The organism is Rhodococcus tibetensis, from assembly GCF_024438035.1.
Lineage (GTDB): Bacteria > Actinomycetota > Actinomycetes > Mycobacteriales > Mycobacteriaceae > Rhodococcus_F > Rhodococcus_F tibetensis.
This window is the reverse complement of record NZ_JANFQF010000025.1, coordinates 14449-30281: the sequence shown is the minus strand read 5'-3', so window position 1 is coordinate 30281 and position 15833 is coordinate 14449. Positions and strand designations below refer to the sequence as shown.

Below are 15833 nucleotides of genomic sequence, written 5' to 3'. Positions count from 1 at the left end.
CGTCTGATCGATGCACCGACCGTTCATCCCCAGGATGCGGGGAGTGCTCGCGTGCCGTCAGGTGAGGTTCTGGGTGAAGAACTCGGTCAGCTTGTCGAACGGGATCAGGTTGACCCGGTCGTAGAGGTCGACGTGGCCGGCGCCGGGCACGATCACCAGTTCCTTGCGGTCACCGGCGAGTCGGTAAGCCTCTTCGCTGAACTCGCGGGAGTGGGCGTTTTCGCCGGCGATGAACAGCATCGGCCGAGGTGAGATGGTCTCGATGTCGGTGAAGGGGTAGAAGTTCATGAACTTGACGTTGCTCGAGAGCGTCGGATGGGTAGTGGTGTCGGGGCTGTTCCCCCGCGCGGTGCGGTAGAAGTCGTAGAACTCGCGCTCGACCGCCGTCGACTGATCGGTCAGCTGTTCAGGCGTGCCGCTGGTGTATTCGGTGGGTCCGCCGCTGAATTCGACGTCGCGCTGTTGCGCCGCCTGTTCGAGGATGGCCTTCCGCTGCTCGAGGGTGACCGAGTGACCCAACCCGTTGCGGTTGGCGCCGCCCATGTCGTACATGCTGACGGTGGCGACGGCCTTGATGCGGGGGTCGATCTTGGCTGCGCTGATGACGAAGCTGCCGCTGCCGCAGATCCCGAGCGCGCCGATGCGTTCGGTGTCGACGAACGGCTGGGTGCGCAGGAAGTCCACGCCGGCGCTGAAGTCCTCGGCGTAGATGTCGGGAGCGACGGCGTTGCGGGGCTCGCCGTCGCTGTCACCCCAGAACGACAGGTCGAGGGACAGGGCGACGAAACCCTGCTCGGCCATCTTGGTCGCGTAGAGGTTGGCGCTCTGCTCCTTGACCGCACCCATCGGGTGTCCGACCACCATCGCCGGATGTGTCGCATTGCGATCGACGTCCCTGGGCACGAACAGGTTGCCGGTGACGTTCATCCGGTACTGGTTCTGGAAGGTCACCTTCTCGACTGTGACGCGGTCGCTCGTATAGAAGTTGTCCGCGCCGTGGGAGGTATCACCGGCGGGCAGGTTCGACGCCGGTTGGGCCGCTGGTGTCGAGGACGCGGTGGCCGGGTCGGCGGGGGCGCAGGCCGAGGCGGCGAGGACGCCGATCACGGCAATGCCGGTGCCTGCCAGCTTCATCCAGCGGCGATCGCGTCGCCGTGTGGAGAGGGTGTTCATCGTTGTGTTCTCCTAGTTTGTTGTTCGTCAGAGGGTGAGGAGGGTTTTGGTGGCGCTGCGTTCGTCCATTGCCTTGTTGCCTTCGGAGGCTGGTCGGGTGGTGGCGAGCAGGGCGATGGGGATCAGCGCCGATCCGGTCACCGCGGCGCCGAGCACCGCCGGGCCGGCCAAGCCCAGTGAGGTCGACAGCGTGGTCGCGGCCAGGGCGGAACCGGCGGCGGTGCCGAGATTGAACGCCGAGGTCGCCAGCGAGGACGCCAGCCGGCCGTGGCCGGCGAATCGCAGTGTCTGGGCGATCAATACCGGGTTTGCGCCGAGACCGGACGCACCGAGCAACACGACCACTACGACCACGATTGCTGAGTCACCGGCCGTCGCCGCGAGGACGAGGAGCAGGGCTGCGGTGAGCGAAACCGCAACGGTGATCGTGGCCAGTGGACGACGGTCTCCGAGCCGACCACCTAGTGTCGTGCCGATCAGGGCACCGATCCCGAACCCGACGAGCACCAACGGCACCAGTGCGACGGGGATGCCCGCGCGCTCGGTCAGCAGCGGGCTGATGAAACTGTAGGCGCCGAGGAACCCGGCCTGGGCGAGCACGATCACACCCAGCAGCACCCACACCCGCCACGGACGCACCGCAGCAATCTCCGCACCGACCGAGACCTGGGTGGGGCCGTCCCTCGCCGTCGTGGGCGCGAACCGCAGCACAGCCACGATCGCGGGAAGCGCCAGCACAGCCAGCATCCAGAACGGACCCCGCCAGCCGCTGAATTGACCGGCAAAGGTGCCTAGCGGCACCCCGGCGACCACGGCCAGGCTGAGCCCGCCCGACAGCACCGCCAGCGCCCGCGCGCTAGCTCCGGGCCCGGCGACCGCGGCCGCCACCACCGCACCGGTCGCCCAGAACGCGCCGGTGGCCAGCGCAGTCACCACCCGCGAGGCGGTCACCACGGCAAATGATTCACTCAACGCGGCCACCACATGCCCGGCCGCGAACACCGCCAGCGCACCGACAAGGGTGAACCGTGCGGGTAAACGCAGCGTGGCCAGCGCCATCACCGGTGGCCCGACGATCATGCCGACCGCGAACGCGGTGACCAGCAATCCAGCCTGTGCAATATCCACACCCAGATCCGCGGCGACGTCGGGCAGAAGTCCGGCGACCATGAACTCGGTCGTGCCCATCAGGAAGATCCCGGCCGCCAACACGTACACCAGGACAGGCAGCCGAGTGCTCGGCTTCATTCGGACTGCCGGCTGCGCGGTCATGTCACCTCGTTGTCTTGAAATTGCTCGGATTCGGAGCACCTGTGCGCTCCGGCATCCATGCAACGCGGCGCACGGCCGCTGTGGGAGGCGAAGATGAGAGGGGTGCCGGCCACACCCCTCTCGCAAGAACCTGGCAATCACTGGCACCTGGGTCGTAACGTCGCTTCTATGGAGTCCACCGAACGAGCGGCCGAGATCGGCCAGTTCCTGGCGTCACGGCGGGCCAAGATCACCCCTGATCAGGTGGGGTTGCCGGTGTACGACGCCGCCAAACGCCGAGTTCCCGGTCTGCGTCGCCAGGAAGTCGCCACGCTGGCCGGGCTCTCGGTCGACTACTACACCCAGATCGAACGCGGCAAAGTTACCGGCGTCTCCGAATCCGTGCTCGACGCGATAGCCCGCGCTCTCAACCTCGACGACGCCGAACGCTCGCACCTGTTCGACCTGCACCGTGCAATCACTACCGGAGCACAGCGGAGCAGGCCCCGCCGTACCAAGACCATCCGGCCGATGGTGCAGCGGCTATGTGACAACTACCTCGGGCCCGCGTTCGTGCGCAACGCCCGCCACGACCTCGTCTGCGGGAACCAGCTGGCGTACGCGTTCTACAGCCCGCTGTACCCGGACCCGCTGCATCCCGATCCCGCGAAGCCGGTCAACTTCGTGCGGTTCTGCTTCCTCGACCCTCGCGCGCATGAGTTCTACCCCGACTGGGACCTGATGGCCGACGGCGCGGTCAACCTGCTGCGCACCGACGCCGGCCGCGACCCCTACGATCGCAGCATTTCCGGCTTGGTCGGCGAACTGTCCACCCGCAGCGAAGAGTTCCGGGTCCGCTGGGCCAAACACAATGTGCGCCTGCACTACACTGGAACCAAGACCTTTCACCATCCCGTCGTCGGCGACATCACCATCGGCTACGAAACGATGCCGTTGCCCGCCGACCCCGGTCTGGTGCTGACCCTCTACAGCTCCGAACCCGGCAGCCCTTCGGCCGACGCCATGACCCTGCTCGCCAACTGGGCCGCAACCAACCTCGGCAACACCACAGCCGTCGATACTGCAGGTCAGCAACGTGTCGACCCCTCGTCGTAGGCTGTTTCCCACGCGACGGACAGGAGAGAGACGTGGCTCAGACGACGGCGGGCCCGACAACGGTGGCCGAGGTATTGGCCGAGCTAGCAGAACTCGAGGATCCGAGGGCCCGCGAGGTGAACGTCAAGCACGGTGACGACCACGGCGTGAACCTCGGCAAGCTGCGCGCACTTGCCAAGCGGCTCAAGACCCAGCAGGAACTCGCCCGCGAACTCTGGGACACGGGTGACAGCGCGGCGAGACTGCTGGCGATCCTGATCTGTCGCCCGAAGGCGTTCGAGCGTGACGAATTGGATGGCATGCTGCGTCAGGCGCGCACACCCAAGGTGCACGACTGGCTCGTCAACTACGTCGTGAAGAAAAATCCGCACGCCGAAGAGCTACGCCTGGCCTGGTTCGCCGATCCGGATCCCGTGGTCGCGAGTGCCGGCTGGGCGCTGGCCACCGATCGCGTGGTGAAGAAGCCCGAGGGCCTCGACCTCGCAGGACTGCTCGACATCATCGAAGCGCAGATGAAGGATGCCCCGGACCGCCTGCAGTGGGCGATGAATCACTGCCTGGCCCAGATCGGGATCGAACACGCCGAGCATCGAGCACGCGCCATCGACATCGGCGAACGGTTGCACGTTCTCGAGGACTACCCGACGCCTGAAAATTGCACGTCACCGTTCGCACCCGTCTGGATCACCGAGATGGTGAGACGACAACGTGACAAGTAGGTGTTGACGCCGAGGTGCCCTTGCAGGAGGTTTTCGAGGAGCTGTCCAATGCAACACTTCACAACAACGGACAAACCTGGTTCCTCGGGACGTGGGTGCTCGCGCCGCGGTCACGGTATTCCGAAATCGTCGATCTGTTCACCGATTTCGCCCTCTCGATCATGCCTATCCTGCTCCTCTCCAGTCGCGGAGATCGCGGGCCGTGGCATCGAAGGGTGGATGCCGCCCGGTGCTCGTAGACCGGTCGGCATCCACTCTCGGCTACGACGAGGACGCTCGCGTACCCGACCGGGAGCGAACTAGAGTGCGGGGAGCCAGCGAGCGATCTCACTGCCGATAAGGTCCGGGTTGTCCTCCTGGAGGTAGTGCAGTCCAGGGCCGATGTCCACGGCCTTGCAGTTGGGGAGGCTCTCGGCGAGTCGCGTGGCCTCTGCCGGGGGGATCAGTACACCAGGTGTGCCCCAGAACATCAGCTTCGGAACAGGTGACTGGTGCAGCCAGTTCATGTAGTCCTCGACGACGGAGACCATGTGCTCCGGCGCACCGGCGATGGGCAACTCATTAGGAAAGCGCCACAGCGGCTCGCGGTCGACAGGCTTAAGGAAGGGCTCGCGGTAATGGTCCATTTCCACCTCCGTAAGCGGACGGACGACGCACTTCGGGAGCACAGCCTCGATGAAGGCGTTCTGATCGATGATCAGCTCCCGGCCGACATCGCCGGTCCGGAAGGCTTGGAAGCTCTCGCGTGCGAATTCCGGCCAGTCGTCCCAGGTCTGAATGGGGCGGATGAACTCCATGCAGGCGATGCCCTTGACTCGTCCCGGATTGCGCTTGGCCCAATGGAATCCGAGAGCTGAGCCCCAGTCGTGGATGACAAGGACGACCTCCTCCAGGTCCAGGGCTTCGATGAAGGCATCGAGGTACCGGACGTGGTCGTCGAAGGAGTAGCCGAGTTCCGGCTTGTCCGACTTTCCCATCCCGATCAGGTCCGGAGCAATGCACCGGTGAGTAGGCGATACATGCGGGATGATGTTGCGCCAAAGGTAGGACGAGGTCGGGTTCCCGTGCAGGAACAGCACCGGAGTGCCATCGCGCGGTCCGACGTCGACGTAGTGCATCCGCTCACCCAAGACTTCCATGTAGTGAGGGTCGAAGGAGAAGGCTGTACCGATTTCGGACATTTTGATCTTCCTTTCTAGAGATATGCTGACCGGTCATCTTGCGATAGGCGCATTGCCGAGAGGCACAATCAGACCGGTCGGGCTATCTCGATGAGGCCCAAGATGACCGGTCATCTTGGCTGGGTGACATGCCATTCGATCTGAAGCTGACTAGCTGGGTCCGTGCAAGGCGGAAGGAGTCCGTAGCCCAGAAAGTGCGGCACGCAGATCGGCCGGAACACGAAGCGAGAAGTCGGCCGTCGGCCGCCCACTTGCTGTGGTGGAGATTACTACTCTGAGCGGGATAAATCTAGTAGCGCTTCTACGTAAGCGCCTCTAACGATTTCGTTGTCGCTCCAGCGCAAACCTGCCGGTACCATTTTTTCGTCGCATACCACTGTGCCGTTCGCCGATTGTCGTTCATCGGCGAACGTGTTAGTGAGCCATACAGAATTCCTAGGAAATTTCATTTTTCGACGGCGTCAAGAGCGCGTCGAACACGACGGTCAAGAATTGATCCAATGGTCCACGGTTGCGTTCGATCTTCATCCGCATGATGGCACCTTGCCAGGAGGCAAGCAAGAAATCGGCCAACAGATCTGGAGCCAAATCGCCACGAATCGCCCCCGTCTCCTGGCCTTCAATGATGCATTTTTGGAACGGCTTCACCCATTGTTCGAAAATGCGCAAGAGTTCAGTTCTGACAACATCGCTCAACGGACTGAGTTCTACGCTGAAGTTTCCGATCAAGCAGCCGTATACGTAATCCTGCCCGTCTAGAATTTCAATAATCGCTGCAAAATAGTTTTGCAGTCTGCGTAGCGGCGGTACGCCGGTAGCCTCGAGGGTCATAGATATCGTTCGTTGCAGATCGGCAAAAAATTCTTGTAAAACCTCTGCGCCGAACGCTTCCTTGCTTTCGAAGTGGTTATAGAACGATCCCTTGGGCACTTCGGCCGCAGCGGTGATGTCCTGCACCGCTGACCCAGAGTAGCCACGCTCGAGGAACACCTGCGTGCCCTTCTGAACGATAAGAGGCCGAATTGGTGCACGCGCCATATCGATAGGGTGACCGGTCATCTTACATCTGTCAAGCGCCGCAGGTCGCATACGCCGGACCGACGAGGATCAGGTACCGACAAACCGGCCGGTTGCAACGGACCGCGTTCCTGCCGGCGGCGACCTCGACTGGAGCTCGGGGCTGGAACTTCTCTGCGGCGGACAGGAGTGACCACCGCGACACGGGCATCGTGTACGGCCTCGCCGTGTACCGCCCCGACAGGGAAGAAAAGGGAAGCGGGGCGACGGCCGCACCCCACACCCCCCTCGGGCGTGCCAATCGAGGACGGAGCGTGATACTTCTGGCTTGCGAACCTGAAGCCCATTTCGATCCCAGTTCGTATGCCCCTCGTACGAGTCGTGCAACCGGTAGTCCGGGTATGCAACAAAGACTCTCGTTGAAACCGCAACCGCCTGGTGTATGCGCGCGCCGCTCAGGGGGATAGTGGCGATGAGGAGAAGCGCCACCCCTGTCGTGGCCTTGAACAGCGGCTGCCACGGGGGAACGGCGCGGACGCATTCTTGGTGCACAGCGGTCATAAGGTGGCCTCGCCCTCGCTGCGTCTGCGGGTACCGAGGGCGTTGTGGCCCGCAATCGCCGAAAGTGGAGCGGTGGGGGAGAGGCTTCGGCAAACAGGACGGTCAGCTCGCCCATGGGGAGACCATCTCGAAGCGAACACGACGAAGTCCCGAGCCTCGGCGGTGAGCTGGACATGCCCCAGCCTCTGAGGTGACGCGATGTACCTGCGGTGGTGATGGCGCCGGGTTCGTCGCGGCTGGCAGTCGCCGTCAGCCCCTTCCGGAATTGCGCTTTCAGGGGATGGTGCCGGTGTTGGCTTGGAACTGCTGAGCACCTGTGTGGGCATCGACGCGTTCTCTTCTTTCGTGACGGTATGTGGTCGCAATCAGCAGCGGATCGAATCTGTGCCGCGATGCTCGGCGAGATCATTGGGACGTTCATGATCTGGTCGGACTGACTTCGGTAGGAGAGTCCATACGGGTCATCGCCGGCTGAGACCGGTTGCAACTATGGACTCGTCTGCCTGGAATCGTCGGCACACTCATAGTGATGGGGGTCATGGGCTCATGGGTGTTCATCTTTTGGACAACTGCCACCTCGCGCGAGCGGGTTGCGTGTGCCCCCGACCTCCGACGGAGTCTGTTCTCCACGTTCAGCGATGCGCTGATGGGCGCCGAGGCCGACACCTGTGCGGCGCTGGTAGCTGCGGATCCGCGTCTGACCCACTCCCTGACTGGACCGTTGGTGTCTAAGCGGGCCCCATCACTGTCCTGTCCGCCTGTCCAGCCGGTGCGCCGCCACGTTCAACGCGAGAAGGGACAGCATGGACCACCGGGACGGTGGCCTGGCCACCGCAGGTGACCATCTTGACGTTGTCGATGTCGCCGTCGAGGTGCTGGTCGAGGTTGACCGCGGTGTTCACTCGGTTCAGGGACACACTTGTCGACGTCAGTGGTGAAGAATAGTGCCGACCAGTTCACCGACAGTGAGAAGCTGTTGGTCCTCGACGAATCTGCCCGCGAGTCAATGGCCCACTGACATTCCCTCGGCGGTAGCCGGTCCGGGAACGGACAGTATCGGGATCCCGGCGACCGAATAGGGTGCGGAGTTGCGCGTAACTGCGGGGCACCATGCTGTGGCGAGCACGGCCTTCGTTTGATCGGCAGAACGGCACATTGTTTGGTTTGGTCAGCGTTTCTCGTTGGCGGTCGTCTCGGTGCGTGGGGCGGCGAGCTGATCGGCCTGCTTCTTCGCGACCTGTGTGCGTTGGGCTGAAGTCCCGTCAGGCGGCCCGTTGGCGCTCGTCCTCACGCCGGCGTGCCTGTTCGACAGGCGGGCCGGTGATTCGGTTGCCGGCCGGGAGATCAACTGGTCTTCGACGAGTTGCAGTGGAACGCGCACAATCTTTGTGCTGCACGCGCAAGAGTGTGATGGGGACGGTGAGGATGTTCTTAAGATCTTCGATGATCCGCGGGAAGGGACAGGCCGGCGTTACCGCTGAGGCCTTTGGCGGCGCGCCGAACTCGGTCCGCCTCGTCGCGGGCGGCGGCCGCTGCACGGACAGCTCGCCGGTGTTCGTCGGTGGCCTCGACGGCCTCTTCTTCTTCGGTGGCCGGCGAGTCGCTACCGGTCACCGCCCCGGCAAGTTCCTTCACCGTGTCCTTGACCGAGTCGCGGAGGCCCTCGCGCGCGTGTCCGGACGTGTTCTGCTCGTTCATGAAATTCTCCTGATGGCGGGAAAACTGGGCTCGAAAGGTCGGCGAGCTGGGAAATGGATACCGTCAGTTCACGGTGTGGGGATACGAGCGGCTACGACGCAGAGCTTGCGGGCTCGTTCGATGACTGCACGGCTTCTGTGCAACCCGCAAAACTTTGCCGAACGCGGGCGCGCGACGCTACTGCTGCCTGAGCCGTGCCCACAGGCTCTGTCGAATACCGCCGCGCGCTCTACGTCATTGCGTCAGCTGATGCCAACGACCTCTTGTGCGATGGCGGCGAGGCGGACCTGCGCGGCCGATATCACTCCGTGGCGGTTCTTGTTCGCCTCTTCGTGGGCGATGATGGTGCGAAGGTCGGCGGGTGCCGTGAGTTCCTTCACCGCGGCCACCGCGCCGGAGACATTGAGTTCGGCGTAGTCGGAGATCGGGAGCTCTTCGTCCTCGAGAGAACCGTTGGCGGTACGGGCAGTGCGGATGGCATCCGCGACGCCGGATGCGCCTTCTCGGCGGGTCACCGCTTCGGCCGATTCGAGTGCGGCATCGCGGCTGGCGACCAGCGTCTTCGTGGCTACGTCACCGGCATGGGCGCCGCGGCGCAGAAGCGCGCCGATCCGGTCCGGGGCGGCCTGAACGGTGTCGATGGCGCGATCGAGTCCGCGCGCCGACCACGACGCCGGGACAGTGATCAACCGGATCGCGGTCCCGGTCGCGGCCTGCATCGGGGTGCGCCGCAATGCCGCCGGGCCGCCGAGCGCGTCCTCGGCCAGCACCGTCGTCAACCATTCGACTGTTGCGGTGTGTGCGGTGATCAGTCGCCCGGCAAGGGCAACGATGACGGTGTGGCGCGACGCGGTCGCCAATGCCCGGAGATAGCGCGCCCGGTCGAGCAGTTGATGCTCGAGGATCAGGTCACCGAGCAGGGCCTCGTCGAACGGCTGGGCTTGCTCGGCCATCGCCTTCACCATTGCGGTCGCGCGACCGAGGAACGGGCCCACGACGTCGGGAAGTCCACCGAGGTCCCGGATTGCTTCCTCCACGGCGCCGGCGCGCTCGCGGGCGTTGCCGGCGTTCTGTGACAGCTCCCGGCGGACGGCTTCTGTTCGGGCTTGGCCGATCCGGGTCTCGGCGACCTGAATTTCGGTGTGTGTCAGGTCCAGTAGGACTCGCAGCTGGGTGATCAAGGTGGTGGTGTTGTCGGTCATGCGTGGCTCCTGAAGTCGAGAGAGTCGGATGATAGGCGTCGGCCGGCCGGACGGTTGGCGTCATCGGTGCCGGCTCGACGCCGGGCGAAACGCGAGATTCCGAGCAGCCCGCGTGATGCGGTGGTCGGTTTGCCGGCGCGTCGTTCGAGGTGGTTACCGAGCCGGGACAGTGCGGCGGCGACGAGGGGAAGGGCGAGAACGAGCATCTTCCATCGGCGTAGCAGACGGGTGACGAGAATCCACATGGGAAGACCTTTCTTATCGAGAAGTGAGGTTGCGGCGCAGCGCAACCCGGCCACGCGTTACGGTGAGCAAACCGACGGCCGCAACAAAGGGCGATGTCGTCGCGGCCACGGCAACCGACAATACGATGGGCCCCGCGAGGTCGAGGACCCGCTGGACGCCTGGTAGTTCGACCAGGGAGGGGTGCACGGTGCGGGTGGGAGCGGTAATGATGTGCGGTGGCGCAGCACCGTCAACCACCAAAGGAGAGAACGATACTGACAAGACTTCGATCCAACTGTCCGAGGCACGGACGTCCCTCGGATCGGGAGGGGTGTCACGGAGTCGATCGGCGACTCCGTAGCGCGGGGGCCCGGCGAACGCGCCGGAACCCCCGCGCTACGAAAAAGAGTCAGACGCCGGCGTGCCGATCGGTGTCCGTGTAGTGCTCGGGGCTGCCGGACTTGGCAATGCCCCGGCTGACGATGTAGGCGATCGTCAGAATGACGATGTAGAACCAGGCACGGTCCGCCCGGAAATAGTCCTCGTGTGCATCGGTCGTCTGCACCAGATACGAGGAGATGAGGACTCCGATGACGGCGGCGACGTAGACGAAGAACTCGGTGGTCTTGAACGCGGCCTTCGTCTCCGTGCTGCGGCGCGGATCGAGGTCAGTCCGCCTGCCGGGCGCTACGGCTCCGGTGCTGGTGTGGGCGGCAGGATTAGTGGAGGTCATGAAGGACTCCTTCAATGGGGTGCCCGGCATTGCAGTGCAGATCCGGGTCACCGCGTACGTCTCCTCGAATGAGGTGGACGTGATGGTGAGCGCGACCCTCTGCTGGAGCGAACCCATGCCCCGTAAGCATACCCATAAGTAACTACAGTGCAAGCGTACGGTGTAGGTAAGGGCTGCATAAGGCGTGATCCGGCGTGGACGCGCTCTTGTGCTCCGTATCATTTCAAGGAGGCTGCGATGGTTGCGCGCACGGACTCGGCCGAGTCGACCACCATCAAGGGCCGTCCCCGGGTTCGGGCACGTCTGACCCCGCTGACCACCGAGCATGTGCTGGCCGCCGCCCTCGAAATCGTCGACCACGAGGGCGTCGATGCCCTCTCGATGCGCCGATTGGCGCAGGCACTCGACCGTGACGCGATGAGCCTGTATCGCTACGCGGAGAACAAGGCGGCGCTCCTCGACGGTGTCATCGACCTCGTGCTCCGGGAACTCGTCATCGACCCCGACGCGCAGGAGTGGACACACGAACTGCGGTTAGTTGCGCACCGCTACCGAGACCTCGCACTCGAGCACCCCAATGTCGTTCCGCTGCTGGTTACCCGCCCCCTCGCAACACCTCTGGGATCACGACCCCTGGGCACGCTTCGTCCGCTGGAGGACTTCCTCGAACTCCTCGTCCGGGCCGGATTCTCCCCGCCGAATGCGTTGCGCTCCTACCGGCTCTTCTTCGGGTTCCTGCAAGGGCACATTCTCGACGAACTCCAGGAACTGATCGAGGATCCCGAAGAGTCGGAGGACGTCCTCCGCCTCGGACTGCACCGCCTGCCGCGCAGCAAGTTTCCCCGGTTACGCTCCCTCGCTTCCGAACTCGCCGACTACGGCGGTGCGGAACTTCTCGACAAGGGCCTCGACATCATTATCGACGGCCTCGAGTCCCTGTTCCCGACCACTGCCCGTGCCACCGGCGCATGACCGGGTCCCGCCTGTCCGTCCGTGCCGGGTGCGTCCTTTCCCGCTCTTCAACGTCTGTCCTGGTATCCATCCCTACGGATCAAGGAGTCACCATGACGAACCCCCACGAGTTCGAGAACCCGGCGACGGATCGGACGGGCGTATCGCCGCAGGCTGCGGCGCCCACGTGTTGCAGCACCGAACGGCAAAGCACCTGTTGCGATCACAGCGAGAAGGCGACATGCTGCGGTGCGGCGGCAACGGCGGGCGGTGGATGCGGCTGCCAGTAGTCCTCACCCGGTAACTCGGCGGTGCGGTGCGAGCGAATGTGAGCTCGCACCGCACCGCCGTCTGCGCTGGGGACACGCGACGACCAGTCACCTCACAGAGACGGTGTGCGGTCTACTGGTCCGCCGGCGTGGTGGCTCCGCAGGCGCATGCTCCGCCGTCGCGGGGCTGGTAATCGTGCACGTGACCGGTGCGGTCCTGGCTGATCTCACAGCAGGCGTGTAACCGGGCCTGAAGAGTGGCACGACCGCGTTGGACTCGGGATTTCATCCCCGACAACGAGATTCCCGCCTCACTGGCCGCGGCGGCGTGGGTTCGGGCGTCGAGGTCGACCATCTTCACAGCCGCGGCCTGCTCGGCGGGCAGCCCGGAGAGCATCGGCACCAAACAGGAGGCGAGTTCCTTCTCCGCCGCCTCGTCGATGTCGGGTTCGCCGGCGGGAGGGTTCTCTGGGACGGCATCGACGGGCAGCTCGCGCCGATGGGGCGCGGACCGGTAGTAATCGGTGATCGCGTTGCGGGTAATGGCGTACATCCACCCAAGGAGCCGGTCCTGCTCGCGCAGATTGTCGAGGCTCTTGGCCATCCGCAGAAACACGATCGACAGGATGTCTTCGGCGTCCTCGGGACGCGAGACCCGGCGGGCAATGAAGGCCCGCAGGTCACTCGAGAAGCGGCGCCAGAGTTGGTCGAGATCATCTGGTTCCGGTTGCGGTGTGTTCGCGGTGGCGGCTGTTTCCTCGCTCATGATCTGTGGTTCCTTTCCGTCTCCAGCATCCCCGCCTCGAGGCGCGGTGGCGACCCCCTTCAGTCGCCTCAACAGGTACGGACGACGGTCACCGCGATCGGACGCACCGCGAAACGGAGCATTACCCCTGCGTCCCGATCCGGATTCCCTCGTCTGTATGGGTGTCGATGTCGATTTCGGGTTTTCCAGTTCGACGAACCACTAGAGCGCGGTGAGGAGGTGAGAGCGATGCTGACCACACATCTCTTTTCGGGTCTGACCAGCGAAGAAGTCGATCTGATCGTGGCGGAGGAACTGCATCTGCTCGACGCCGCCGCATGAGCGCCGTCGATGCCCGCACCGGGCGTAGTCGCTGACCGCAGCACACCAGAGAGTGCCCCTACCCTTTCGCAGGGTGGGGGTTATGAGAGTGCCCGGCGCCGGAAGAACAACGCACACGCAAAACCCGCCCTGTCCCTCCCTTTCGCGGGGAGGGACAGGGCGGGTGGTCGTCGTTCAGCGAGCGCGTGTCGGCCGAAGCACGCGGGTGAGAACGGGGACGGCGGTGACCACGGCCCACAACCCGATCGCCGCGATCAGGGCCGCGGCGGTGTCGCCGGCGGTGGCGGTGCCGAGCACGTGACCGCGCAGGGCGTCGGTAGCATGCGCGACCGGATTCAACGTCGCCATGGCCCGCATCCAGCCAGGCATGGTCTCGATCGGCGCGAACGCACTCGAGATGAACATCAGCGGCATCATCACCATCATCCCGGCAAATTGAACGACATCCGGGCGGCGGAGCCGGCCCCCGATCAGCCCGAACAAGGCGCTCATCGCCCCCGCCAGCACCACCAGCACGACGACCGCGGCGACGGCATCGACGGCGGTGCCATAAAACTCGAACCCCAATGCCACCGCCGCGATCCCGAGCAGTGCTGCGCGGGCGAGGGTGAAGACGGCCTCGTTGATGGTGCGAGCCATCCCAGGCAACGCCGCCCGCATGGGCAGGGCCGCGAAGCGGTCGTGCAGACCGTTGGTGTGATCGATCGCCGCGGACACTCCGGCGTTGGTGCCGGCCATCACGGTGGAGACGGCGAGCATGGCAGGGGTGAGGAAGATGATGTAGCTCACCCCGGCCGGAAAGCCCGGTCCGGCGGCGACACTGCGGAACACCTGACTGAACAGCACCAGCATCGCCATCGGCATGGTCAGCGAGAACATCAGCAACTGCGGGACACGGGCGCTGGTGCGCAGGTTCCGGACGGTGAGGGCGGCGAGCTGGTTTCCGATCGAGGAACGCTCGATTGTGGTGGTGCGGGTGGTGGTCATCGGTGGGCTCCGGTGGTGTGGGCGAGGTGGGTGAAGACGTCGTCGAGGCTGGGGGAGTTCACATCCAGGTCGGTGATCTCGACGCCGGCGCGGTGCAGGTCGGCGACCAGCGCGGTCGCGGTGGGGGCGTCGGCGACGGTGACCGACACCCGAACCCGGCCGCCGTCGATCCGGCGATCGGTGTCCGGAGTGAACGGCAGGTCGGCGAGCTGATGGGCGGGAATGGTGGCGTTCAGGACCTTGCCGCCGACTATTCGTTTCAGCTCGGCGGGGGTTCCGCGGGCGGCGACCCGGCCTCGGCTCAGGACGACGATGTGGTCGGCGAGCCGGTCGGCTTCGTCGAGGTACTGGGTGGTGAGCACGACCGTGGTGCCCGCGGCGGTCAGCTCCTCTACGACGTCCCACAGTCCGGCACGGGCAAGTGGGTCGAGGCCGGTGGTCGGTTCGTCCAGGAACAGCACCGACGGGGAGCCGACGAGGCTGGCCGCCAGGTCGACCCGGCGGCGGGAGCCACCGGAAAGTTCCCCGATTCGCCGGGTTGCATACTCGTGCAACCCGAGTCGGTCGATCAGCGCGTCGGCCCGTGCGCGGGCGGCGGTGCGGCGCAACCCTGTCAGTCGGCCGATCAGCTCCAGGTTCTCCCGCGCGGTGAGGAATTCGTCGAGACCGGCGTACTGGCCGGTCACGCCGATCCGGCGGCGAACCTCGGTGGCGTCTGCTACCACGTCGAGACCGTCAATCTGCACGCGGCCGACGGTGGGGCGCACCAGGGTGGTCAGGGTACGGATCAGGGTGGTCTTGCCGGCACCGTTGTGGCCGAGCACCCCGAGGGTGGTCCCGGCGGCGGCTTCCAGGTCGACGCCGTCGAGGGCCGAAGTTTCGCCGTAGGCGACGTGCAAGTCTTCAACCAGGACGGCTGGGGTACTCATCGCGCACCCCCGAAATCGACAGCGGGAGAGTGGGCGGTGAGGTGGGTGGTCATCGGAGAGTTCCTCTGGGAAGAAGGTGCGCTCCCACCCGGTGGTGGATGAGAGTTACCTCCTCAGACGAACCAACCGCGATTCGGACGCACCTGCCGCCGACCACAGCGACCGTTGCCACTCCGAAATCGGTTAATTCCATTGTTTCTTAAGTGCGGGCCGCGTGCATCGACTGAACGGCCCGGGCTGCTAATCCCCACTTTCTGTTGGTGAGTCTCGCCATGCGCGGGCGAGGTCGATGTGAAGGGTTTCCTTCATGGCGTGCAACGGGTCGGGGTCTGACGGTCTTGGTGCCATGGCGGCGTGGAGTAGCTGCAGGAATCTCGTCCGTGGTACGCCGAACGTGGTGAATAACTCCTCAGGCTCCGCGCCGCCAAAAGGGGCCCATCGAATGGCGAAGGTGAGCAAAGCTCGGTCGGAGTAACTCAAGGAACGCACGGTGGTAAGAAAGTCACAGACCCGCAGTGCATTCCGTACCCAGTCGAGGTCATGCGCGCGTGTTGGGGAGTCGGCCGTGTGGGTTGGTACTGACGGGCGTCTCGGTTCCGATTCGGGTGCCGCGGTGATGGCTCGACGGGCGAGGCTGGATGCTGCACCGGTTTAGTGGGGTTGTCGAGGACGTTCCACGTGGGTGAGGGTTTCGAGTAGGAGGCCTTTTGATGTGCGAGGAATCGATCGGATCC

The 15833-nt window shown here is 64.7% G+C and carries 15 protein-coding genes and 1 pseudogene; 3 read left to right on the top strand and 13 right to left on the bottom strand.

Annotation, left to right across the window (positions count from 1 at the left end; translation table 11 throughout):
* Positions 1-57: 57 nt before the first annotated feature.
* A complete protein-coding gene (locus tag NOF53_RS23640) occupies positions 58-1173 on the bottom strand; it encodes an alpha/beta hydrolase (RefSeq protein ID WP_255973363.1) in 1116 nt (371 codons plus the stop codon).
* Positions 1174-1200: 27 nt separating this feature from the next.
* The gene (locus tag NOF53_RS23635) at positions 1201-2445 is read right to left on the bottom strand and encodes an MFS transporter (protein ID WP_255973361.1); all 1245 of its coding nucleotides are present in this window, start codon (positions 2443-2445) and stop codon (positions 1201-1203) included.
* A gap of 168 nt (positions 2446-2613) precedes the next feature.
* Between NOF53_RS23635 and NOF53_RS23630 the strand changes: the two genes are divergently transcribed.
* Positions 2614-3540, top strand: coding sequence for a helix-turn-helix transcriptional regulator (locus tag NOF53_RS23630; protein ID WP_255973359.1), 927 nt, complete (start codon positions 2614-2616; stop codon positions 3538-3540).
* A 32-nt stretch (positions 3541-3572) separates the two neighbouring features.
* Positions 3573-4259, top strand: coding sequence for a DNA alkylation repair protein (locus NOF53_RS23625; protein ID WP_255973357.1), 687 nt, complete (start codon positions 3573-3575; stop codon positions 4257-4259).
* Between the two features lie 299 nt (positions 4260-4558).
* On the opposite strand, the gene NOF53_RS23620 is transcribed toward NOF53_RS23625, so the two are convergent.
* The 8 genes and pseudogenes from NOF53_RS23620 to NOF53_RS23585 form a co-directional block, all read right to left on the bottom strand.
* Positions 4559-5440, bottom strand: coding sequence for a haloalkane dehalogenase (locus tag NOF53_RS23620; protein WP_255973355.1), 882 nt, complete (start codon positions 5438-5440; stop codon positions 4559-4561).
* A 435-nt stretch (positions 5441-5875) separates the two neighbouring features.
* Positions 5876-6478 carry a TetR/AcrR family transcriptional regulator gene (locus NOF53_RS23615; protein WP_255973353.1) on the bottom strand — a complete coding sequence of 201 codons (603 nt, stop codon included), beginning with the start codon at positions 6476-6478 and terminating at the stop codon, positions 5876-5878.
* Between the two features lie 1325 nt (positions 6479-7803).
* Positions 7804-7908 (bottom strand): annotated as a pseudogene (locus NOF53_RS27985) (acetaldehyde dehydrogenase); the annotation flags it as partial.
* A gap of 278 nt (positions 7909-8186) precedes the next feature.
* Complete coding sequence (locus NOF53_RS23605; protein WP_255973350.1) at positions 8187-8399, bottom strand: hypothetical protein; 213 nt, start codon at positions 8397-8399, stop codon at positions 8187-8189.
* A gap of 50 nt (positions 8400-8449) precedes the next feature.
* Complete coding sequence (locus NOF53_RS23600) at positions 8450-8716, bottom strand: hypothetical protein (protein WP_255973348.1); 267 nt, start codon at positions 8714-8716, stop codon at positions 8450-8452.
* A gap of 242 nt (positions 8717-8958) precedes the next feature.
* Entirely contained in the window at positions 8959-9918 is a 960-nt protein-coding gene (locus NOF53_RS23595; protein ID WP_255973345.1) for a ferritin-like domain-containing protein, read from the bottom strand.
* The gene (locus NOF53_RS23590; RefSeq protein ID WP_255973343.1) at positions 9915-10163 is read right to left on the bottom strand and encodes a hypothetical protein; all 249 of its coding nucleotides are present in this window, start codon (positions 10161-10163) and stop codon (positions 9915-9917) included. Before NOF53_RS23590 ends, NOF53_RS23595 begins: the two co-directional genes overlap by 4 nt.
* 389 nt (positions 10164-10552) lie before the next feature.
* A complete protein-coding gene (locus NOF53_RS23585) occupies positions 10553-10993 on the bottom strand; it encodes a hypothetical protein (protein ID WP_255973340.1) in 441 nt (146 codons plus the stop codon).
* Between the two features lie 120 nt (positions 10994-11113).
* On the opposite strand from NOF53_RS23585, the gene NOF53_RS23580 reads away from it, so the two are divergent.
* Positions 11114-11848, top strand: coding sequence for a TetR/AcrR family transcriptional regulator C-terminal domain-containing protein (locus NOF53_RS23580; RefSeq protein WP_255973337.1), 735 nt, complete (start codon positions 11114-11116; stop codon positions 11846-11848).
* A 381-nt stretch (positions 11849-12229) separates the two neighbouring features.
* Here the strand turns inward: NOF53_RS23580 and NOF53_RS23575 are convergent, their stop codons facing one another.
* The 3 genes from NOF53_RS23575 to NOF53_RS23565 form a co-directional block, all read right to left on the bottom strand.
* On the bottom strand, positions 12230-12862 hold the full coding sequence (locus NOF53_RS23575; protein ID WP_255973334.1) for a sigma-70 family RNA polymerase sigma factor: 633 nt from the start codon (positions 12860-12862) through the stop codon (positions 12230-12232).
* A 495-nt stretch (positions 12863-13357) separates the two neighbouring features.
* Positions 13358-14170, bottom strand: coding sequence for an ABC transporter permease (locus tag NOF53_RS23570; protein ID WP_255973332.1), 813 nt, complete (start codon positions 14168-14170; stop codon positions 13358-13360).
* Positions 14167-15099 carry an ATP-binding cassette domain-containing protein gene (locus NOF53_RS23565; RefSeq protein ID WP_255973329.1) on the bottom strand — a complete coding sequence of 311 codons (933 nt, stop codon included), beginning with the start codon at positions 15097-15099 and terminating at the stop codon, positions 14167-14169. Before NOF53_RS23565 ends, NOF53_RS23570 begins: the two co-directional genes overlap by 4 nt.
* Between the last annotated feature and the right edge of the window lie 734 nt (positions 15100-15833).